This is a genomic window from Bartonella capreoli (assembly GCF_902813205.1).
In the GTDB taxonomy this organism is placed as follows: domain Bacteria; phylum Pseudomonadota; class Alphaproteobacteria; order Rhizobiales; family Rhizobiaceae; genus Bartonella; species Bartonella schoenbuchensis.
Map to the genome: position 1 here is coordinate 442,155 of NZ_CADDZX010000001.1, position 20,150 is coordinate 462,304.

21 protein-coding genes are annotated in these 20,150 nt (G+C 41.1%); 20 read left to right on the plus strand and 1 reads right to left on the minus strand.

Annotated elements, in window-relative coordinates; all coding sequences use genetic code 11:
- The first annotated feature begins 1,020 nt into the window (after positions 1–1,020).
- The 17 genes from J7R05_RS01885 to J7R05_RS01955 all read left to right on the plus strand — a co-directional run bounded on the left by J7R05_RS01885 (position 1,021) and on the right by J7R05_RS01955 (position 16,675).
- The gene (locus tag J7R05_RS01885; RefSeq protein WP_208540944.1) at positions 1,021–1,350 is read left to right on the plus strand and encodes a hypothetical protein; all 330 of its coding nucleotides are present in this window, start codon (positions 1,021–1,023) and stop codon (positions 1,348–1,350) included.
- A 331-nt stretch (positions 1,351–1,681) separates the two neighbouring features.
- A complete protein-coding gene (locus tag J7R05_RS01890) occupies positions 1,682–1,828 on the plus strand; it encodes a hypothetical protein (RefSeq protein ID WP_153302006.1) in 147 nt (48 codons plus the stop codon).
- Between the two features lie 73 nt (positions 1,829–1,901).
- Positions 1,902–3,227 carry a phage terminase large subunit gene (locus J7R05_RS01895; protein ID WP_208540945.1) on the plus strand — a complete coding sequence of 442 codons (1,326 nt, stop codon included), beginning with the start codon at positions 1,902–1,904 and terminating at the stop codon, positions 3,225–3,227.
- Between the two features lie 211 nt (positions 3,228–3,438).
- Positions 3,439–3,561 carry a hypothetical protein gene (locus J7R05_RS09515; protein ID WP_281388195.1) on the plus strand — a complete coding sequence of 41 codons (123 nt, stop codon included), beginning with the start codon at positions 3,439–3,441 and terminating at the stop codon, positions 3,559–3,561.
- A gap of 375 nt (positions 3,562–3,936) precedes the next feature.
- The gene (locus J7R05_RS01900) at positions 3,937–4,101 is read left to right on the plus strand and encodes a hypothetical protein (RefSeq protein ID WP_208540946.1); all 165 of its coding nucleotides are present in this window, start codon (positions 3,937–3,939) and stop codon (positions 4,099–4,101) included.
- Positions 4,102–4,179: 78 nt separating this feature from the next.
- The gene (locus J7R05_RS01905) at positions 4,180–6,033 is read left to right on the plus strand and encodes a portal protein (protein ID WP_246468189.1); all 1,854 of its coding nucleotides are present in this window, start codon (positions 4,180–4,182) and stop codon (positions 6,031–6,033) included.
- Between the two features lie 616 nt (positions 6,034–6,649).
- A complete protein-coding gene (locus J7R05_RS01910) occupies positions 6,650–7,453 on the plus strand; it encodes a hypothetical protein (protein WP_208540947.1) in 804 nt (267 codons plus the stop codon).
- Positions 7,454–7,600: 147 nt separating this feature from the next.
- Positions 7,601–8,719: a N4-gp56 family major capsid protein gene (locus tag J7R05_RS01915; protein WP_208540948.1), complete on the plus strand. Its 1,119-nt coding sequence runs from the start codon at positions 7,601–7,603 to the stop codon at positions 8,717–8,719.
- A gap of 267 nt (positions 8,720–8,986) precedes the next feature.
- On the plus strand, positions 8,987–9,700 hold the full coding sequence (locus J7R05_RS01920; protein ID WP_208540949.1) for a phage adaptor protein: 714 nt from the start codon (positions 8,987–8,989) through the stop codon (positions 9,698–9,700).
- Between the two features lie 119 nt (positions 9,701–9,819).
- On the plus strand, positions 9,820–11,283 hold the full coding sequence (locus tag J7R05_RS01925; RefSeq protein WP_208540950.1) for a hypothetical protein: 1,464 nt from the start codon (positions 9,820–9,822) through the stop codon (positions 11,281–11,283).
- 149 nt (positions 11,284–11,432) lie between these two features.
- Positions 11,433–11,990 (plus strand): hypothetical protein, encoded by a 558-nt coding sequence (locus J7R05_RS01930; RefSeq protein WP_246468191.1) that lies wholly within the window; start codon positions 11,433–11,435, stop codon positions 11,988–11,990.
- Positions 11,987–13,099: a tail fiber domain-containing protein gene (locus tag J7R05_RS01935; RefSeq protein WP_208540951.1), complete on the plus strand. Its 1,113-nt coding sequence runs from the start codon at positions 11,987–11,989 to the stop codon at positions 13,097–13,099. Before J7R05_RS01930 ends, J7R05_RS01935 begins: the two co-directional genes overlap by 4 nt.
- Positions 13,096–14,079 carry a phage tail protein gene (locus tag J7R05_RS01940; RefSeq protein ID WP_208540952.1) on the plus strand — a complete coding sequence of 328 codons (984 nt, stop codon included), beginning with the start codon at positions 13,096–13,098 and terminating at the stop codon, positions 14,077–14,079. Before J7R05_RS01935 ends, J7R05_RS01940 begins: the two co-directional genes overlap by 4 nt.
- A 348-nt stretch (positions 14,080–14,427) precedes the next feature.
- Positions 14,428–14,682 (plus strand): hypothetical protein, encoded by a 255-nt coding sequence (locus J7R05_RS01945; protein ID WP_208540953.1) that lies wholly within the window; start codon positions 14,428–14,430, stop codon positions 14,680–14,682.
- A gap of 72 nt (positions 14,683–14,754) precedes the next feature.
- Positions 14,755–15,417, plus strand: coding sequence for a lysozyme (locus J7R05_RS01950; RefSeq protein WP_208540954.1), 663 nt, complete (start codon positions 14,755–14,757; stop codon positions 15,415–15,417).
- 652 nt (positions 15,418–16,069) lie between these two features.
- The gene (locus J7R05_RS09520; protein ID WP_281388196.1) at positions 16,070–16,195 is read left to right on the plus strand and encodes a hypothetical protein; all 126 of its coding nucleotides are present in this window, start codon (positions 16,070–16,072) and stop codon (positions 16,193–16,195) included.
- A 33-nt stretch (positions 16,196–16,228) separates the two neighbouring features.
- Complete coding sequence (locus J7R05_RS01955) at positions 16,229–16,675, plus strand: hypothetical protein (RefSeq protein WP_208540955.1); 447 nt, start codon at positions 16,229–16,231, stop codon at positions 16,673–16,675.
- 480 nt (positions 16,676–17,155) lie between these two features.
- Here the strand turns inward: J7R05_RS01955 and fdhE are convergent, their stop codons facing one another.
- The gene (fdhE, locus tag J7R05_RS01960; protein ID WP_208540956.1) at positions 17,156–18,055 is read right to left on the minus strand and encodes a formate dehydrogenase accessory protein FdhE domain-containing protein; all 900 of its coding nucleotides are present in this window, start codon (positions 18,053–18,055) and stop codon (positions 17,156–17,158) included.
- 464 nt (positions 18,056–18,519) lie between these two features.
- Between fdhE and J7R05_RS01965 the strand changes: the two genes are divergently transcribed.
- The 3 genes from J7R05_RS01965 to J7R05_RS09525 all read left to right on the plus strand — a co-directional run bounded on the left by J7R05_RS01965 (position 18,520) and on the right by J7R05_RS09525 (position 19,711).
- Positions 18,520–18,669, plus strand: a complete 150-nt coding sequence (locus J7R05_RS01965; protein WP_208540957.1) for a hypothetical protein — start codon at positions 18,520–18,522, stop codon at positions 18,667–18,669.
- Between the two features lie 439 nt (positions 18,670–19,108).
- Complete coding sequence (locus J7R05_RS01970; protein WP_208540958.1) at positions 19,109–19,432, plus strand: hypothetical protein; 324 nt, start codon at positions 19,109–19,111, stop codon at positions 19,430–19,432.
- A 156-nt stretch (positions 19,433–19,588) separates the two neighbouring features.
- The gene (locus tag J7R05_RS09525) at positions 19,589–19,711 is read left to right on the plus strand and encodes a hypothetical protein (protein WP_281388197.1); all 123 of its coding nucleotides are present in this window, start codon (positions 19,589–19,591) and stop codon (positions 19,709–19,711) included.
- Positions 19,712–20,150: the final 439 nt, after the last annotated feature.

The following is a 20,150-nucleotide window of genomic DNA, read 5'->3' on the forward strand; positions in this document are numbered from 1 at the left end:
GATAATGTAAGAGTTATCGCGAGTGTGGAAACTACCGGCGATGTAGAGGTGTTGACGATGTGAGGGGAGGAGGTAAGTTTTGTGCCTTTCTTGTGAGAAGGGGCTGAGGGGTGAATTGTGAGGGAGAAGTTGCTTGCAATTGCTTGTTACTTGGGTGATGAGAGTTTTTAAAGTGAGAGCTTTTTTAAATAAGTTAAGAGCTTTTTGAAGGTGTTTGGGACAGACGGGCCAGAGAGGTTTTAGTGGCTTATGTCTGGGGTTTGTGCCTGGTGTGTTTAGAGCTTTTCTTGCTTATTTCAGATTTATCGTGTTTTTATAATTTGCGTGTCATTTTTTGATTAGGTTTTGCGCTTTTCTTGTTGTTTGAGTGGGGTTTTTGCTCGCGACTTTGCGTGTAATTGAGATTACGATTTTCTCAAGTTTTTCTGTGATGGGTTGATGGTTTTGCGCCATGATGTGAGTGTTGTTTTCTTGTTATTTGAGTGGGGTTTTTGCTCACGGTTTTAGAGCTTACAGTTTTCTCAAGCTTTTCTGTGATGTGCTGATGGTTTTGCGCCCTGGTGGAAGTGTTGTTTACTTGTCATTTGAGTGTATCTTCTGTGGATTTATGGGGAGATTATTGTCGTGGTGGGATTAATGAGGAAGAGTGACTGGAGTGGTTTTACAGGTCTTTGGGCGTAAGATGCCTTGAGAGGGGAGATTTTTTACTTTTTCATGCGTGGTTATTTCTTTGTGGGGAAATCGTATTGTTATTAGTGGGGCGTGTGGTTGATACGATGTGTTTGGCAGCATGAAATGAGAGAGGCTTTTTGTGGTTGGGTGGTGCCCATTCTTTATTGTGGGAAGTCCTTGATTTAGAGGTTATGGAGTTCTTTTTGTTTGGAGACATTAGAGCGCTTACTGATTTTGATTGGTTGGGTTTCGAGCTTTTTTACATAAAACAGGTGAATGAGTGGCTTTGTGTTAGAGTTTATGAGGGGCTGCGATAAATTTGTTTATAGCCGATAAAGGAATGTTAATGTGACGAAAGAACAGTGCGTGCCTGTGCGTGGAAGAGGGCGGCCTAAAGGCGCATTGAATAAAAACACGAAATTACTCAAAGATGCTCTTTTGGCGGCTGCTACGCAAGCAGGAGATCACTATGGCCGTGATGGCTTGGTGTCTTATCTTGAATATCATGCGATTAATAATCCGGTATCGTTTTTCTCGCTTTTAGCAAAGGTTTTGCCTTTGCAAGTAAGTGGGGAAGGAGGCAGTGATGTTAAGACAGTGTCGCGTGTTGAAATTGTGCCGGTGGCTCCTAAAGCTGCAATAACGGATGATCATAAGACATCTGTTTTTGATGTATGACATTCTAAAAATTTTTGCTCTATTGGTTGTGGGGGGAGTGTTGGCTGTGGGTTTGTGTTCAGTTTCTTGTGCATTTTAGCACTGAGTTCTGTTTTTTTTATGTGGAGCTCTTGGTTGATGGGGGAGCAGTGATTTTTCGGTGCAGCCAGTTTGGCTGTAGGGGTGAGAGGTTTTTGTGAAAAGGGCTCGCGTGGCGGGGGAAGTTTTGCTGTAAGTTGGTGAGGGATTGTGTGTGGTGTTGGAGGAAGCGTGCGTGCAGTGGAGAGGGGCTGTATGCAGTAGAGAGGGGCTGTATGGCATAGTGAGGAAGGCCATGTGGTGAGGGGGCTGTGTGATAGCTAGAGAGCTTGTGTGGCAAAAAGGCTCTGGTGTGGCTGATGAAGGTTTGTGCGGTGGAAAGGTTTGTGTGGTGAGGAGAGACCCCCCGTGTGGTGAGGATGCTCACCATGATGGGGGAAGTGTTGCTGTAAGTTGGTGAGAGGATGGATGGTATTGTGCTTGATCTGCTGTGGGGTTGGCTTATTCTCATAATGTTACAATGATATCTCGTAATGACGACTGTTCAAATTGCTCTTATTCCAAAATTGATTCCTGTTTTTTCTGGTCAGGCTGATGTGCGTGCTGCTTGGGGAGGACGTGGATCTGGTAAAACACGCTCTTTTGCCCTGATGTCGGCTGTGGTTGGATATCGGCATGGAAAGGCAGGGGAAAGAGGCATTATTTTATGTGCAAGACAGTTCCAAAATTCGCTGAATGAAAGTTCGCTAGAAGAAATTAAACGCGCTATTGAATCTTACAGTTTCTTGAGAGACTATTATGAGATTGGTGATAAATACGTTAGATCAAAAGATGGATGTATTGTTTATGCATTTGCTGGTTTAGATCGCAATATTGCAAGCATTAAATCAATGGGGCGCATTCTGCTTTGTTGGGTTGATGAGGCTGAGCCTGTTACTGAGGCTGCTTGGCAAACATTGATTCCAACTTTACGAGAAGAAGGGGAAAATTGGCATTGTGAATTATGGGTTACGTGGAACCCTTTACGCGAGAATGCCCCTGTTGAAAAGCGATTTCGTGCTGTGAAGGACCCTCATATCAAGGGAGCTGAAATTAATTGGAGGGATAATCCTCAATTTCCTGATAGGCTCAATCGTGCCAGGGAAGCTGATTTCACGCAAAGGCCTGAGCAGTACAATCATATTTGGGAAGGAGAATATTTACAAGCTGTGCAAGGGGCATATTATCAAAAATTATTGCTTGAGGCTGAGCAGGAAGGACGTATTACTCATGTGCCGCGTGACCCGCTCATTCAGATCAAGATCTTTTGGGATATTGGTGGAACGGGAGCAAAGGCTGATGCGACGGCTTTGTGGGTTGCGCAATTTATTGGGCGCGAGATCCGTGTTCTCGATTATTATGAAGCACAAGGGCAACCTTTGTCTGAACATATTGGATGGATGTGCCAAAGGGGATATGACAAGGCTTTAATGGTTTTGCCCCATGATGGGGCGACAAAAGATCGTGTTTGTAATGTTAGTTTTGAAAGTGCTCTCCAACACGCTGGTTTTCAGACCAAAATTATTCCAAACCAAGGAGTGGGTGCTGTCAAAATGCGTATTGAAGCTGTGAGGCGTTTATTTCCAGCTATATGGTTTAATCGTGATACGACAACAGCAGGACGAAAAGCACTTGCGTGGTACCATGAAAAGCGCGACGAACAGCGTAATATTGGTTTGGGAGCTGAACATGATTGGGCAAGCCATGGGGCTGATAGTTTTGGGTTGATGTGTGTTGCTTATGAACAGCCCAATATCCAGCCGCGAAAAAATGTTTATCGTTCTTCTCAGAGTTCTTCAACTTCGTGGATGGCTTTTTGAGCGCATAGATGCTTTGAAATGCCATGGGTGGTTTGTGGGGTTTCATGGGGGGTTGAAGCGTATGAAGGGTGAAAGCTTGTGAGAGAGGTGAGAATGTCCGCGAGGGGAGTAAGCGTGAAGGTGAGATTTGAGTTTGTGAGGGGGAAACCCGTGTGAAGAGTAGGTGGGATTTGAGCGCATGGGAAATTGAGGCTGGGAAGAAGGATTAAGGTTGGGAGAAGAGTTTGAGGCTGTGAGAGGAATTGAGGATATGAGGGTTCGTGGATGTATTGGGTGGCTTGAGGGGGCTCAGGCTCATGGGGGTTTGAAGCGTATGAAGGGTGAAAGCTTGTAAGAGGGATGAGAATGGCCGCGAGGGGAGTAAGCGTGAGGGTGAGATTTAAGTTTATGAGGGGGAAACCCGTGTGAAGAGTAGGTGGGATTTGAGCGCATGGGAAATTGAGGCTGGGAAGAAGGATTAAGGCCGGGAGAAGAGTTTGAGCATATGAGAGGGATTAAGGATATGAGGGTTCGTGGATGTATTGGGTGGCTTGAGGGGTTTCATGGGGGTTTGAAGTGTATGAGAGGTGAAAGCTTGTGAGAGGGATGAGAATGGCCGCGAGGGGAGTAAGCGTGAAGGTGAGATGTGAGTTTGTAAGGGGGAAACCCGTGTGAAGAGTAGGTAGGATTTGAGTGCATGGGAAATTGAGGCTGGGAAGAAGGATTAAGGTTGGGAGAAGAGTTTGAGGTTGTGAGAGGAATTGAGGATATGAAAGTTCGTGGGTGTATTGGGTGGCTTTTAAAGCTTGTAGCTGTTTTGAAGCACATGGGTGTTTTGAACGATATTAAGGGAGTGAAGACCACGAAGGGAAAAAACCGTGAAGGTGGGATTTGAGTTTGTGAGGGGATAAGGTTTGTGCGGGGTTTTGCACATTGTAAGTGAATTTACCATCGTGGATGGGTTTTTAATATTATGGGTGATTTTTTAATGGACCAACAGACATCTTTCATCGATCCGATCGATACGCTTCAACATCAGGCACTGTTTAAAAAGCTTGTTGCCTGGTATCAGGAAGATATTGCCCATGTCGAACAGTGGCGAAAAAACGCTCAAGAAGATTATGACTTTTATAATGGGCGCCAATGGAATGAGCAAGATCTTGCTGTGTTGCGAGAACACAATAGACCGGTGATGACTTTTAACCGCATTGCTCCTTTGGTGAATGCTGTAATTGGGGCTGAGCGCAACAATAAACGACAGGTTCAATTTATTCCTCGGCAACCAGGAGCAGCTCTGGCCAATCAGATCTTAACGGGAGCTGCTGAATGGTTTCGTGATGAGGCTGATGGGGAATATGAGGATTCGGATGCTTTTCAAGATGCTATTATTTGCGGAATGGGTTGGACTGATACGCGGCTTGATTATGAAGATGATCCTAATGGAAAACCTGTAATTGCGCGCTTGGATCCTATGAAAATGGTATGGGATGCAAGTGCTGTTAAGCCTAATCTTATTGATGCGCAGCGTCTATGGTATATTGATGAGAAGCCTTTAGAGATTGCGCAAGAAATGTTTCCCGATGTTCATTGGAGTGATCTGCACGCCGATTGGGCACACCACCTTGTTTCAACACGCTCAAGTAGAAGTGGTGCACAAAGTTATGAAGATACAATCGACGATGAATTTAGCTATCATGAGCGCACAATGGTGACGCTGGCTGAATGTCGGTGGTTTGAACGTGAGGTTTATTATAAAGTTCTCAATTTAGAAACTGGGCAATATATTGATTATTCTGAGGAAGATTTTCAATTTTTGCGTAAAAATAATCCGCATATCCAAGCAACAAGATTGACGAAAAAAGTTGTTAAACGTGCTTTTTTGGGCAAAAGATTGCTTGAAGCCCCTGATAAGCCATTGGTGCCATCTAATCAATTGGGATGGGAGTGCATTACGGGCTATTTTGATAAATTCAGTCGACATTTTTACGGGGTTGTAAAACCTGCAAAAGATCCACAACGGTGGGCTAATAAGTATTTTAGTCAAGTAATGCATTTGCTCAATAGCCAATCCAAAGGTGGGGTGATGGCTGAAAGAGATGCTTTTGATGACGATCGCCAAGCTATGGAAAGCTGGGCAAGGGCTGATAGTATTACGTGGCTTAAAAGTGGTGCTTTGGCTAGTGGAAGAATACAGCCAAAACCTGCTGGGCAATTTCCCAACGGTTTTTTTCAGCTTTTTAATGAAGCAAAGGGGGCTATTTCTCAAGTTACAGGGTTGTCTGCGGAATTTGTTGGAACACGTGCGGTAAACCAACCGGGCGTTCTTGAAGAACAACGTCGTCAATCATCGCTTAATTTGTTGGCATCCTTCTTTGATGGTTTGCGACGCTATCGACAGCGACAGGGAAAAATTATTCTTTATCTTATTCAAAATTATCTCTCTGATGGGCGATTGGTGCGCATTGCTGGGGAAGAAAATGCGCAGTATGTTCCGCTGACACGCGAAGTCATGACGAGTTTAGAATATGATATTGTGGTGGATGATGCTCCAACAAGCCCCAATGAAAAAGAGCGTACCTTTGCTGTGATTACGCAGTTGCTTCCTTTGATGCAAAATTTTGCAACACCAGATATTATGCTCGATTTGTTACGCTATTCACCTTTGCCGGCATCGCTCATTCACAAAATTGCTACAAAAGCTGGGCAGCAGCAGGGGCAATTGCAAAGTGACCAACAAGTTGGGACACAGGATGGGAGTGCACAAGAGACAAAGCAAGCGATCCAAGCTCTTTTGCGTATGGCGCAAAATGCCCAACAAACTTCCTAATGGGTAAGAAATGTGTCTTCATTGCCCATTATTACTCGTTTTATTGTTTGGGGGTGATGGGTGAGGTTTTGTTGAGAAGAAAGGTGTTGTCTTAAAGGGGAGGGGCACACTGGGTGAGGAGGCGTTTGTGTCTTGAGGGATGAAGAGGTGTTTGTGGCTGGAAGATGAGGGGACGTTGTTTTAAGGGAATGAAGGCCTATTGCCTGGGAGAGGCTATTTAGTAGGGGCATGCGTGTGGGGAAAGAGCATTGTTTTAAGGAGAGATCATTCGTGTGAGGCAAGAGCTGGTACAGTGGATGAGGACACTGGATGAGGAAGCGTTTGTGTTTGAGGAATGAGGGGGCATTGTGGCTGGAAGATGAGAAGGTGTTGTTTTGAGAGGATGAAGAGGCGTTGAAGTTAGGGAGGGGGAGCGTTGAGGCTGGAAAAGAGAAGGATAAACGCATGCGGGGTTTTCTTGAAAGATAAGTGGAGAGAGTGAAGCGATAGGGAAAGGCAGAGGCACACCTTATTGTTTTAAGAAGAAGGGCATTGTTTTTAGAAGCATTGCCTGAGAAGCCGGCATTACAAGCATTATTTGAGAAGCAAGCATTATTGAAGAAAGAAGGTTAGCACAATGGATGAAGAAATATTAACACCAGAAGAGCAAAACCAACTCGTACAAGATTCTCTTCAAGAAAATGGAGAGGGTGAAGCGATAGGGGAAAACGAGAGCATATCTTTTGATGATAATTCTAAAAAAGGTGAAGTTTCTCAAGAAGCACCAAAACTTCAGGGTGATGAAGTGCAGCCAGACCCCAATGCAGATTTTATGGGTTATGTACAATGGCTGGGGAAAAAAACTCAGACACAGCAGGATCAAACACAACAGGAATTGGTGCAAGCGCAAGACGACAAAAACACCTCTGCCCCCTCAGAGGCAGAGCAGCTGCGTTCCTTTTTTAATCAGTCTGTTGCGACTATTAAGCACAAGCATCATGATTTTGATCAAGCTGCTGATTTTGTTTATGATATGCGCGCAAAACAGCTGGCTTCTTGCGCTTCTCTCTACCCTGAAAGAGCCGATCCCAAAGTTATTGATACATTGATTGGTAATGAGTTGAAGCAGATTTTGCGTGATTGTGCGCAAAACAAACAAAACCCTGCGCAAGTGATCTACTCTATTGCGCACAATATGGGATATACAAACAAGCAAGGCAACACTGTTAACACTGTTGCCCCTATGCAAAATGTTGTTGAGCATGTGCAGGAAAGGCAAAATTCTGCACGTACACTTTCTGCTTATAATGGTTTAAATCCAAAAGGCCCTATGTCTTTGGAAATGCTCGACAAAATGTCTGAGGCAGAGTTTAGCATTTGGATTGATGATCCCAACAATAAAGCTGCTTTTAATCGTTTAATGGGTGATGTGGATCTTTAAAAAAGGGAGGCACAAATCTGCCAAAAAACACAACGCATCATTAAGTGACCGCTGTTCTGGTTATCAGGCATCTGGTTATCAGATAGGGGGAACATTCGGCAACCGGCTTTTTGGCCGGATTTTTAATCAAGACTATAAGAGGAAATAATGGCTGTAACTAGTATCAACGTCAATAACGCATTGGCTGTAAAAGCATGGTCCAAATTACTTAATCGGGAAATTTCAAAAGCGACTTCCATTGCTCCATTAATTGGGAGAGATTCCAATAGCATCATACAATTGAAAGATGAGACTACTAAGGCAGGTGGTGATTCCATTACTTTTGGTTTGCGTATGCATTTGTTTGGTGAAGGTGTTAGTGAAGGGGAGGAACTTGAAGGCAAAGAAGAGGCCTTGAAATTTACAAACGATCGCTTGGTTATTAATGAACTTTCTCATGCTGTGCGTGTTAGAAATGAAGGAACAATTGATCAGCAACGCGTCTTATATAATTTACGCGCAGAAGCTAAAAATGCCTTGGTTGATTGGTATGCTGACCGTTTAAGCATGATGTTTTTCATTCAGGTGTGCGGGTATTCGGCAGAAAGGATAGAGTTTGAAGGACAAGAGTTTAAATTAAAGCCTGTCCATTATGGGTTTAACAAGCCAACTGCTCCAACCGATCAACGCATAATACGCCCTAATGGGAAAGAGAGAGATGAGGATTTAAAAAAAGATGATGTGTTTAATCTGAAATTGATCGATCAAGCGGTTGAACGCGCTAAGCTTGCAATGCCAAAAATTAGACCGGTGCGTGTTGATGGGGAAAGTGTTTATGTGATGTATCTTCACCCAACACAAGTGACACAATTGCGCACCAATACAGAGCCTGGTCAGTGGCTTGATATTACCAAAGCGATTTATAGTGGAAGCCGCATGAAGAACCCTATCTATAATGGGTCACTTGGCATGTATAATGGCGTTATTTTGCGTGAAGCTGCACATGTGACAGCAGGTGTAAAGAAAGCTTTAAATAATGAATTTGCTGAGAATACACGCCGTGCTGTTTTGCTTGGGGCGCAAAGTGCTGTTATTGCTTTTGGTAAAGACCGTGGGGCCACACGCTATAAATTGGTAGAAGAGCTTTTTGACTATGAACGTGAGTTTGGTGTGGCTGCCAAAACGATTATTGGGATGAAAAAACCTGTATTTCATTTGCCAGGAAGCTCCCAAGGGAAGCAGGATTTCGCGACGATTGTTATTTCAACTTATTCAGAACCTGTTTGAGGTTATTTAGAACCTGCTTGAAGCCTTTAAGATTAGCCTTGTGCTTATTTGATGAGGCTTCGGGTGCGTCTATTAAAGTGGCCTTGTGAGGCTGTTTTACACCTGTTTGAAAGGTGAAGGCGCACCTTATTGAGAGGCTTTTTTAAAGTGAGGGCGCCGCTTTATGCACCTATTTGGGGTATTTAAGGGCGTTTTTGACATGTTCTTTCCCAACAGAGCATTTTGTTGGGGGAGAAGATAACACGTATAAAGAGATTGTTTATGCCAATGACTATTCCAGCTGTCGATACTCATTCTTTTGACTTCAAATCAGGTTGTGCAACAACTTTTTCTCGCATGGTTGAGCTTATTCAAGATGAGATTGATGATACAACGGGTGAATATTGTGTTCAAATTTATGATTCCATTTGTGCTGCTTTGCGCATATGTGAACGGGAGCCTTTTTTCTTTAATGAGCATAAAGAGGTGACTTTCAAAACACAAAGTGGGCAAACGTGGTATGGGCAAGAAGACGATGTTTCGATTAAGACGGTGGAGGGCTTAATTAAAACAGTAGAGGCTCTTGAAGGTGTGTTTTTAGAACATGGTGGTGCAACACGAACACAACTTATCTATAAAACTGCTAAGACGTTGCAAAAAGATTATGGGTCCAACTCACCGCAGGGGATGCCTGTTTTTTATACTTATTGTCAGCGCAAAATAGGTCTCTTTCCGACACCTGAGACTGTTGGAACAGTTCGTCTTTCCTATAGTGCTTTGCGTTTTGTTGAAGGGGGTATGGAGGGGGAAGATCATCCTTGGTTTGTTCATGCCTTTGATTTTATTAAAGCGCGGGCAAAATACGAACTTTATAAAAATATCCTTAAAGATCCTGAATGTGCTGCTGTTTCTTTGGGCGATTTTCAAGAACAGCTTCAGATTTTGCGTTATGAAACATCGCGTCGAAAGGGTTGCTCACAAATTGTGCCGACAGGGTTTTAGATGCTTAAGGTTTAGATGCTTGGATTTGAGTGCTTGGATTTGAGTGCTTGGCGAAAGTTTTGATGGCTGTGGGTTTTAAGGATTGTGAGGTTTAGATGATTGGGTTTATGGGGTTTTAAATGGCTTTTTTTTCAGTTGCTGAATATAGACCTGATATTGCTGATATTAATGGTCTTTTTACTGATGAGCTTGTCAATGTGCTGCCTGCTGATGGGTCTTATATTCCTATGCCAAGCTTTAATCCTTTGTCTCAGCCTTGCCCTGATACGATTTTAGGCGCTATTGCTGTGAGGACACAAAATGGTGTGTCTATTATTATTGGGACGGAAAAAAAAATCTACCTTCTCGATAATACAAGCATGCAGTGGAAAGACATTAGCCAAAAGGGAAAGACTTATTTTGCTAATGTCGATGCGCCTTGGTCATTTGCTTTGTTTGGTGATTATGTCATTGCTGTTAATGCCAATGATAAACCACAGGTTATTGATATTGATCATGATGAAACTTTTAGAGATTTAGGAGGAAACCCGCCACAAGCTGGGATTGTGCGTGTTTGGGGTGATTTTGTTTGTTTGATGAAATTAACTGAGCACCCCCGACGTGTGCATTGGTCTGGGTTAAATGATGCAGAATTTTGGACTGTAGGCAAAAAAAGCTGCGATTATCAAGATTTTCCTGATGGTGGATATGTGCAAGGGGCAACAGAGACGACCAATCCACTGATCTTTATGCGTTCGGCTATTTATGCTGGGTCCTTTATTCCTGGGTCTAAGATTATTTTTAGTTTTCAAAAGATCCACGATAAACGAGGTGCAAAGACTTCTGAATCAATTGTGTGTCGAGGTGATCTTGCTTTTTTTATTGATGAGGGTGGATTTTACCAAATTACCATTGATGGACACATTACACCCATTGGCTTTGAAAAAGTCGATCGGACTATGATTACAAGAATTAATCAAAGTAGCCTACCTATTTTGTGGTCTGCGATTGATGGTGTTTATACACGTGTTTATTGGATGATTGATCTTGATGAGAATACGCAAGAACGCACTTTGCTGATTTATGATTGGGGCTTGCAAAAGTGGTCTGTGGCGACTGTTAACATTGCAATGATTTTGCCTGTTTTTTCTGCTGGATACAGCTTGGAAGGGCTTGATCGGGTTTCTTATAGTTTGGATGATTTACCATTTTCTCTCGACAGTAAAGTTTGGCAAAATGAAGTGCCTGTTCTTGGTGCATTTGATCAACAAGGCAGGCTTGGGTCATTTTCTGGTGAACCAATGGCGTGTGTGGTGACATCGCAAGAAATGGGACAGACAAGTGGCGTGATGACCCGTGTGAGCAATATTATGCCCCAGGTTAATAGTACAGAATTTTATGTGTCTGTGGGGATGCGTTTGCGCCAATCGATCGAGGAAAAAATTGTTTGGTTTCCAGAACGGCAGCCTTCCTCTCATACAGGTCAGGTTCGTTGTCGTGTGAGGGCGCGGTTTTATCGCTTTAAGTTGCGGATTCCTGAAGGGGCTAACTGGTCACATATAACCGGATTTGATGTGGCGTTAAAATCTGCTGGCCTGCGGTGAGCTGTTAAACAAGAATGTGAGTGAACCAAGTAAGTAATTAATGGGCTGGCGAGTGGACAAACAAAAGATGCGGATGAGTGAGTAAGGAGCTGACGGGTAGGAAAGTAGGGGATTGGTGAGTAGGCAGACAAGAATGCGGGAGCGGATGGATGGGCAGAAGATGTTGGAGAAAAGTGCAACAAATGGTGAAGGCAGTTGAACAAAAAGATGTTGAGATTGACTGCCAAAAGGGTGCAAAAGCTCAAAATGTAACTGCTCAACAAGACAGTCAAAATTTGTATTCTATTCATCTTACAAATCAATGGCCGTGGGAAAAAATAGCCCTTTATCAAGAGGCTATTAATGCGGCAATGCAAAAATATGCCAAGCGGTTTCCCGATGATGTGTGTTTGGACACTATTGCAAAAGAGATTGCTGGTGGACAAGCACAATTATGGTTGATCTTAAAAAATGAAACTCAATTTAGTGCTTTTGCGATTACTAAAATTGAAATGACGCACACTGGGAAAAAACGCGTTGTCATTTTAGACCTGGCTGGAAAGGGCGGGCTGAAATTGGTCAAATTAATTGATCAGGTTGAAAAATGGGCTCGAACAATTCACGCTGATGAAATGCTGACTATGGGAAGGTTTGGGTGGTCTAAAATGCTTGGCCAACATGGACATGCTATCAATCTTATTCATTATAGAAAGGTTCTCACCCCATGAGTAGACGAAAAACCCCTCAAGTTCAAACAACAACACAGAAAAATGCTCCACCGATATGGGCGCAAGGTATTTTGCAACAAGCAAGTTCTGATGCTCTTGATTTGTATAATCAAGGTATTGGAGGAAATGTTTATGAAGGTGACCGCCATGCCGGTTTGAGTGGTACAACGCTCAATGCTATCCAGGGGTTGGGAAATGCTGCAAACCAGTTTAACAATCCGACGATCAATCAGTGGTTAAATAGCCCCACTCAAAGTCAACAAAATCTTAGCAATATGGCAAGTGGTGGTTGGATTGGCAACAACAGCAAATTTAATGATGCGCTAGATAATGCGCTTTCTAAAACTTCTGATGCTGTTAATCAGTCTATGGCAGGCGCTGGGCGTTATGGTTCTGGAGCGCATACTGGTGTGTTAACAGACGAGTTGGGGGCTTTGGCAACAAATGCAGCAGCGCAACAATATAATCAAGATGTGCTCAATATGATGAATGCCAATCAGATGATTGATAAGGCTATGCACAATCAGATTAATGCGGCAAACAACTTCTATCAAGGACAAAGTAATGCTCAAAGCAATGCTTTAAAGGGCGGTATGGTGCAAGATGCCAATAACCAGCATGCTTTGGATGTTGAGCGCGAAAAATGGATGGAACAAGACAATCAAGCGTGGAATCGATTACAACAGTTGCTCAAAGTGGGCACAACAGCAGCTGGAAATTACGGCACTCAGACAGGACACAGTGTGACAGTGCCTTCAGTTACCAAAGATCCTTTACGTGATGCACAGCAAGTGCTTGGATTAATTGGTGGCATTATGGGCCTTTCTGATGCCAGAGTTAAAGACAATATCGTATCGGTGGGGGAGAAGAATGGTTACCCGCTTTATGAATTTAATTATAAAGGAGATCCTCAGCGTTATCGTGGGGTGATGGCGCAAGATCTGGTGCGTTTGAAGCCTGATGCTGTTCATGTGGATGACAAGACACAGTTGTTGTATGTCGATTATGATAAAATTGGCTTTGAGATGGAAAAAGTTACACCAGCTGAAAGTAAACACTCTTCCCTTTTTTCTGGTATTGATTTGGTGCAAGAAGGACAAGCTCTATGAGTTCGATTTATGATTGGTCGCTGGTTGCGCACGAAAATGCACGTGCTGATGATATCATTAACTGGGCAGAAGGACAACCACCAAGCTCAGTCAATGATAGTGCACGTGCAATGATGCAACGTATTAGAGAATATTTAACAGATAATGGCGGGACAATTGAGGCAAAATTTACCACACAGAAAGATGGGGATGAAACATCTATTCATCTGGTTACTAAATCTCCTATTAAGGGTTATCAGAACGATATTGTTGTTCGCTTTAAGGCGCAAAGGGCTAATACTAAAACAACAAGTGTTGTGTTAAATCAATTGTCTGCTCAGCCTGTTTATAAGGTAACATCAAATGGATTGGTGCCTTTAAGTGGCGGAGAGATTCGAAAAAACGGTCTTTATGAACTTGTTTATCAATGTGGTATTGATGGAGAAGATAAAGATGGGTGGTATTTAACCAATCCCACACCTGCGGCTGCTCCAAAACCAGTAAGTAGTTTTCCATCAGGTTTCATTGGGACTTTTGCCATGGAAAAAATTCCTGAAGGGTGGCTGTTATGTGATGGTAAAGCTTATTCACGCAAGGATTATGCAAGTCTTTTTGCAGTCATTGGTGAAACATGGGGCAGTGGTGATGAAAACACTACGTTCAATGTACCTGATTTACGTGGAATATTTTTACGTGGGCTTGATAGTCAAAGAGGGATTGATAAAAACCGTGTTTTAGGAAGCAAACAAGATGATGCTATTAAATCTCATACGCATACAGGAACAATTGATAGTGCGGGTGAGCATAAGCATGAATTTGCAGAACAAATTTTCACGGTGGATGCGGCTAAAGGAAGTTCTTTGCCCAGATATCATAGTTATGAAAAGCGGGTTTTGACAAAGCCTGCGGGTACTCACACGCACACATTTACAATCAATAAAACAGGTGGTCCAGAAGTACGCCCTGTCAATGTTGCAGTTGTTTACGCCATTAAGGTATGAGAACCGAATAAAGGCATGAGAACTTAAAATATATTGCAAATATGTGAAGATTCTTCACCGCACTATTTCCATTAAATTAAGCTGTACAGAAAAAGAAAATTGGTGGATCACACCTTATTAATAAAATGACAGGCTCGTATTTTAGAGGCTTCTTTTCCTTTTTTTGCGAAAGAGGAAGGGATGTATGTTTTTGTTTGAATAGTTGGGTTGAGGGGTTTTTGGTTTGTTTGAACGGTTGGGTGGCTGACTTATTTGACTTAAGTGGTTGGATGATTGGTTTGTGTTTGTGAGCATTTAAAGCATTTTCCAAAAGAGTTGTTTTTAGCACTAAAAGGATGAGAGAACGAAATGGCACTTTTTCCATTTTCTATCGCTGATATTGATGATCCTGAACATATTCGCTTGGTTCTTTATGCAAGTGGGAGAATGGGCCATGCTCCTTTAAATGCTCTTTTAAAAAATGTGCAGCAAGAAATGAGGCGCGAGGATAAACGGAATACTCAAGTTACTGCACAGTTATTACAGCGTGTTTGTGCTTTAGAAGAACAATTGACAACAATTCTTCAGGACAATGGAAGCAGAGGCACTAAAAGCAAGGCATAAGGCAATTGTGTGTTGGCCAACAATCTGAGGTGGTGCACATTAACGCCTGGGGGAAATTTAAGGATTTAAAAAATGCGGACAATATCAGACGAAGGGTTAGCGTTGATTAAAAAATGGGAAGGTTTGCGTTTGGAAGCCTACCGAGATGCCATGGATGTGTGGACAATTGGTTATGGACACACAACCAAGGCGGGTGCGCCCGTTGTACAAGAGGGCATGAAGATCACAAAAGATGAAGCAGAAGCCATTTTACGAAAAGATTTAGCGCAATTTGAACAAACGGTTGAACGGGCGGTTTCTCAGCCTTTGACCGATGAGCAATTCGCAGCTCTTGTTTCCTTTTGCTATAATGTGGGAACAAGCGCTTTTTGTAACTCTACACTTTTAAGAAAGCTCAATAAAGGTGATTATGAAGCTGTGCCGGCTGAATTGCAAAAGTGGACAAAATCAGAAGGGCAACGCTTGCAGGGTCTTGTGCACCGACGTGCTGCTGAAGCGGGATTGTGGGCTAAAGGAGCTTATGTTTGTTCTAATTATCAAGCTGTGGAAGCTACAGGTAGTGTTTCTATTTTGACAGCAGAATTTCTAGCGCCAGTTATTGGGGCCTTCTCAGGTTTAACGGGGCTTTTTACCGGATATGGGCCTGTACAATGGGCTTTAGCAGCCATTATGATTATCGCGATGATGGTAGGTGTTTTCGTGTATCTTTCTCGAATAAAAGAAGAAAAATTGTGACCTTGTTATTCTATTAGAGCTTAGTTGTTGCTTGTATTGTTACCTCGTATGAGGCTTTTTTTATGAACGCTCTTTTGAACAGATAAAAATGCTTATCCAAACCATGTTGGCTTTTTAAACGTGAGAAAATCAATGATGAAGTTTTTTCGCTTTCTTTCATGTCTGTCGTTTTCTTTTTTGTTTTCTTGGTGGGGTGCCAAATAAATGATCCACTGTTTTGCGCAGATTGGATGAAACCACCTCTCATTAACAGGCCGGCACATTTGCTTTAAACAGAGCTGTTTTTATCGCACTGGATTTATGGGTACAAACCATTTTGATTAAATGCAAAGATGGTGGCAAAGCATAGATAGCACAAACGATGAATTTGATTTAGATGGGTGAGGGTGATATGGTGTTTAAGACAGGCTATCTTTGATCTTTATAGTGTTTTAAGGATATGCACCAATGTCTTTAGTAGTGTTTTATATATTCTTTATGTATATTTGCCATTTTAAAAAAGAGAGTGGGTCCTACAAGAAGATGAGGAGTGCTCGCTTGTTTTATTAAAGATTGAGTAAAAAAGATTGAGAATACTTAAAAGAGCTGCAGAATAATTTAAAGCTTTATCTCCTCTTGATTATGATTTTTTGATTACGAAAAGGGCGGTGGCTTGATAGAACGAGTGATTGCTTTTTGGTGCAAGGCAATTCATAATGCTATTGATTGTTCATGGATTTTTATGGATCGTTATGCTCGTCGCACTATTTACTGTTCAAAAATTGCCATGATCGATTAAAATTTGCCATAGTCAGTTAAAGGCAGACAGTTCATGGACAAAAAAATCCACACAAGGTTAAGGTATTATCGTAGAAAAGCATATCGTAAGATTGCTGTTGTTCTTTTTGCGTTTTTTTTGTGTTTGTTGATTTTTTATTTTGCGGTTCAAAAAATTGCTAATCACTTTTTTTCCGTAAAACAGATTCCACAACATGCGCCTGTTAAGCTCGTTATTCCGGAATTTGATTTGTACATTTATTGTAAAGAAATTGCTGCTTCGGTTCTGCCTGATATGAGGGGTGAGGTTTATTCACGTTGCTTGCGTTCAGAAAGTGAAGCCTATTTTACAGTTCGCGAAATGTGGGAAAAGGTCTCTGATAGCTCAAAGGAAAAATGTATCAAAATGATCAGACCAGGGGATGGAAATTATTTTCTCTTACGAGATTGTTTGATCAATGAACAAGATGAAAATAGTAGTAAAGTGCGCAATCATTTTTAGATTATTTCATGAAGAATTGAGAACAGATCAATACGATGAAAGGCAGATGTATGAGCCAACGGGAGTATTGCTCAATTTAATTTAAGCTGCTTAATTTTAAGCGATAAGCGTGGTGAGTGGGAGTCGCTGATTTTTTATAATGCTGTAAGTGAATGTTTGTTTAAAAGAATATTAGTTAAGTAAAAAGGTTAGCTTGAAACACATTAAAAGCAAGAGGCTTGTCTTTTTAAAATGATTATTGGGCTTTTTGTATTAGGAAGTGCACTAATACGTGGACCATTTCTTTACAAGGCGATGCGTTTGTTTTGGGATAAAAATCTTTTTAAAAGATGCTAGGTGTTTTGATTTCTTTAGTTTTTGGTAGCTGTAATAGTGCAACGGCCATGAAGGGGTGCAAGGTGAACACTTTCTATTGATGCAAATGAGGTGGTTGAAAAAAGGGGAACACTTAACCGTTTGTGCTTTTTAGTTTTAAAAGGGTTAGAGTTCTTCTGCTTTAAATGAGGGTGAATTTTCAAGAAAAAATCTGGGATGAGTGTGTTCATTATCATGAGCACAAACATTGAGAGATGAATTTTCGTGTTGATTGAATTGGCTATAGTCATGTCTACACACTTCACAGGCTTCAATGAGAATGTTGTCTAGTAGAATGTTTTTTGAATCTTTTTCATACTTATGGTGAAATGTGCTGTGTGCTGCGTTACAAATAGTGCATTGAAAATGTGCAGAGCGCCATAATGTGCCACAATAAAGGCAAGAACAAAGCTGTGGTTTTTCTTCCCCTTTCCAGTCCCCCACGATGTTGACCAGGTATGTACCTGCACAGGCTGGGCAAAGGTTATTTTGTTGTGGTGTCAATGTTTGAGGATCAAGCTGTGAAGAGGTGAGGCAATAAATAATTTGCAAAGCACCGGTGATGAAAATATGTTCTGCTAAATGTTGGTGAGAAAGCGGATGATTTAACAGATCATGCCCCCATAAGCGCCATTGGTCTTGCTGCTGTTGTGCTTTATTGAAAGCTTCTTGATATTTCACAGGTAGTGCGCTGGTTGAAATATGATTTAAAAAATTATGCACAACGCTATCATAAAATCCTAAGTTCAATATTTTTGATCGATCAAAAGGAGGGGTAGACACTATCGTAAAACGGCTAAGTGCTGTGGCAAAATCTTTCAATGTGTTTGTTAATTGTTGCTGTGCATTGCAAAAATGAGCCCAAAATAAGAGATCCTCTTTATTGGGGTTGGTTGTGGCTAAATGCATAAAACGATGTGCACGCTTTTCAAACAAACTTTCTCTGTCAGGTAGTTTAACCCAAGGGGAGGGGTGAACAGCATTACTCTCGCTCTTCTTTTCTAAAAGAGTGTTGCATTGTAGCATGATAATTATTCCCCTTGTTTATTTTAACCCTTATGCTTTTCATCATTTAGGTGTGTTTTTATAAGTGCGCTTTTTAACACTCTAGAATTTACATAAAAAAACACTGCTGATTTTCAGTGTGCGTCATGATTTTATTGGGTACTAGGTCTTATTATGAATCACTGATTAAACCACATTATATAGTGATCACAATTATAACACAATTCAAGAGTTCCATTAAGAATTTTGATTTGTGAGGAAAGTGTTACTTAAGTAACATTATTGGTTAGCTGATGCATACATAACAAGTTATTGAAGATTTCACGCACAAGTAAATTATATCGGGCAGCTATTGATCACCTTAAAAATGTAAAAAAGCTGGTAGTTTCTATCTTAAGGGTATTGGTGGATCGCCCAATCAATCACCCCCACATATCAACTTATGGGATCCATGTGCGTGAGCCTATAGGACTTATGTGTATGAAATGCCTACTGGCCTGCCAGGCTTTGGTTATGTTGCAACAACAACTTCTTTAGGGTTCGCGATAAGTTGGGTTAATGGTAACCTTAATTATAATGGTTATATTTATCATATTAAAGCTACCCCTCATTTATTGATGTTAATGCACCGTTAGGGGGATATTTCCACATTTGGAGGAGCGAGAAGTAGCTGCAGTGTTATTCATTGGAATCAAATTATTGGATGGGGAAGAGTAAGCCTGTGGGCATGTTGATCCATTTATTCTCAATCCAGATTACAATGAGCGATTATGTGCAAGTTTTTCATCATCAAGTGCACAACCACAACGAGTTGGTTTTAACGAGCTGGTTTTTTGATGAGCACTGAGTTTGGGAAGAATGCACATGGATTGAATTTGCTAATTGCAAATCAAGGTCGTCTTATTTTCCTATTAAATCAGCACAGGAATTTGGAGAAGAGTTATTTTGGAAACCTCAATACTCTATACTTAAGGTAGTTGTTTTTATTCTTGGCTCAAGATAAGTATTGTAAGTATAGTTCTTGCATAAGAAATAAAAAACAATTTTCTTGTATTGTATATGAAGAAAATTATTATGAAAATTAAACAAAAAACACTCCTGTTTTTGAGCATGATGGTTGTGATGATAAGAACAGCTTTTGCTGAGACATATGCAGAAACAGGTTTTATAGATTCGATTATTGCTCATACTAAAGGGGTCTGTAGGTTATCATTCATACCCGAATCAAAACCAGGTGATGAACAGTTAGGGGATTGGTTGTGTGACAATTCGGGTGGAAAAAACATTCTGGATTTGGCTAAAACAGCACTCACTTTGAAGATACCAGTAACGGTAGTTTTTAAGGATAATGGGGGGGGACATAAAACGGGTATTAGTTATTATGTTAGGCCAATATAATAAGTTATAATTTTAAAGAAAGCTCTAGAAAGTTAGAGGAGTTTTTGGTCTGTTATCAATTAGGTGAAAGTAGGAAATTCATAGCGGACGGCTTGTACTAAAAACCTATACTTTAGCTTTGTATCAACTCAAGAAATAATTTACATAAAAACGCCAATGAACAGTGAAAGTAGAAAGCGAGAAATGCTTTTTTCTTTATTTGATTTGGCTCTTGATATTCTTGATTATGCTTGTAATTATAAGGGTGTTACAACCCGTGATATGGTGTGTGAAAATTGATACAAGCCTTAATATGCTTAAAGTGTAACCTTTACATCATTGGTTAAAGAAGGTCTTTTGATATATTGTGGTTAAGGTGATTAAGTTGGTTTTTGGCTTGTTGTCTTAAACTTCCGCTCTCATTTGCAAGGTTGCAAGGAGTAGGAGTAGCAGCGTTTTGTTCTGCCTTTAAGGGAAGTGTTGATAATAGAAAAATTAGAAAAAATATCAGAAAAAACTATGCTTGTTTTTACTCTTTTTCCACAAGATTGATCACTTTTTTTAAGAAATATGAGCTTTTTTAAAAAAAACACTTGGAATTTTATGAGAACATCGTTACGTTTCTATTTATTGGCAGAAAAATTGGGAATTATGCTGAAATATTCCCTGCTGTGTTGGGTGGTTTTCAAAAAATATGTGCTTTTGATATGATATCAATTCAATATCATTTAAGTTAAAT

What these genes read in the sequence shown, in the direction of transcription:
- J7R05_RS01895 (WP_208540945.1), top strand. Translation starts at nt 1,902, where the DNA reads ATGACGACTGTTCAAATTGCTCTTATTCCAAAATTGATTCCTGTTTTT.
- J7R05_RS01905 (WP_246468189.1), top strand. Translation starts at nt 4,180, where the DNA reads ATGGGTGATTTTTTAATGGACCAACAGACATCTTTCATCGATCCGATC.
- J7R05_RS01910 (WP_208540947.1), top strand. Translation starts at nt 6,650, where the DNA reads ATGGATGAAGAAATATTAACACCAGAAGAGCAAAACCAACTCGTACAA.
- J7R05_RS01915 (WP_208540948.1), top strand. Translation starts at nt 7,601, where the DNA reads ATGGCTGTAACTAGTATCAACGTCAATAACGCATTGGCTGTAAAAGCA.
- J7R05_RS01920 (WP_208540949.1), top strand. Translation starts at nt 8,987, where the DNA reads ATGACTATTCCAGCTGTCGATACTCATTCTTTTGACTTCAAATCAGGT.
- J7R05_RS01925 (WP_208540950.1), top strand. Translation starts at nt 9,820, where the DNA reads ATGGCTTTTTTTTCAGTTGCTGAATATAGACCTGATATTGCTGATATT.
- J7R05_RS01930 (WP_246468191.1), top strand. Translation starts at nt 11,433, where the DNA reads ATGGGCAGAAGATGTTGGAGAAAAGTGCAACAAATGGTGAAGGCAGTT.
- J7R05_RS01935 (WP_208540951.1), top strand. Translation starts at nt 11,987, where the DNA reads ATGAGTAGACGAAAAACCCCTCAAGTTCAAACAACAACACAGAAAAAT.
- J7R05_RS01940 (WP_208540952.1), top strand. Translation starts at nt 13,096, where the DNA reads ATGAGTTCGATTTATGATTGGTCGCTGGTTGCGCACGAAAATGCACGT.
- J7R05_RS01945 (WP_208540953.1), top strand. Translation starts at nt 14,428, where the DNA reads ATGGCACTTTTTCCATTTTCTATCGCTGATATTGATGATCCTGAACAT.
- J7R05_RS01950 (WP_208540954.1), top strand. Translation starts at nt 14,755, where the DNA reads ATGCGGACAATATCAGACGAAGGGTTAGCGTTGATTAAAAAATGGGAA.
- J7R05_RS01955 (WP_208540955.1), top strand. Translation starts at nt 16,229, where the DNA reads ATGGACAAAAAAATCCACACAAGGTTAAGGTATTATCGTAGAAAAGCA.
- fdhE (WP_208540956.1), bottom strand. Translation starts at nt 18,055, where the DNA reads ATGCTACAATGCAACACTCTTTTAGAAAAGAAGAGCGAGAGTAATGCT.
- J7R05_RS01965 (WP_208540957.1), top strand. Translation starts at nt 18,520, where the DNA reads ATGCCTACTGGCCTGCCAGGCTTTGGTTATGTTGCAACAACAACTTCT.
- J7R05_RS01970 (WP_208540958.1), top strand. Translation starts at nt 19,109, where the DNA reads ATGAAAATTAAACAAAAAACACTCCTGTTTTTGAGCATGATGGTTGTG.
- J7R05_RS09525 (WP_281388197.1), top strand. Translation starts at nt 19,589, where the DNA reads ATGAACAGTGAAAGTAGAAAGCGAGAAATGCTTTTTTCTTTATTTGAT.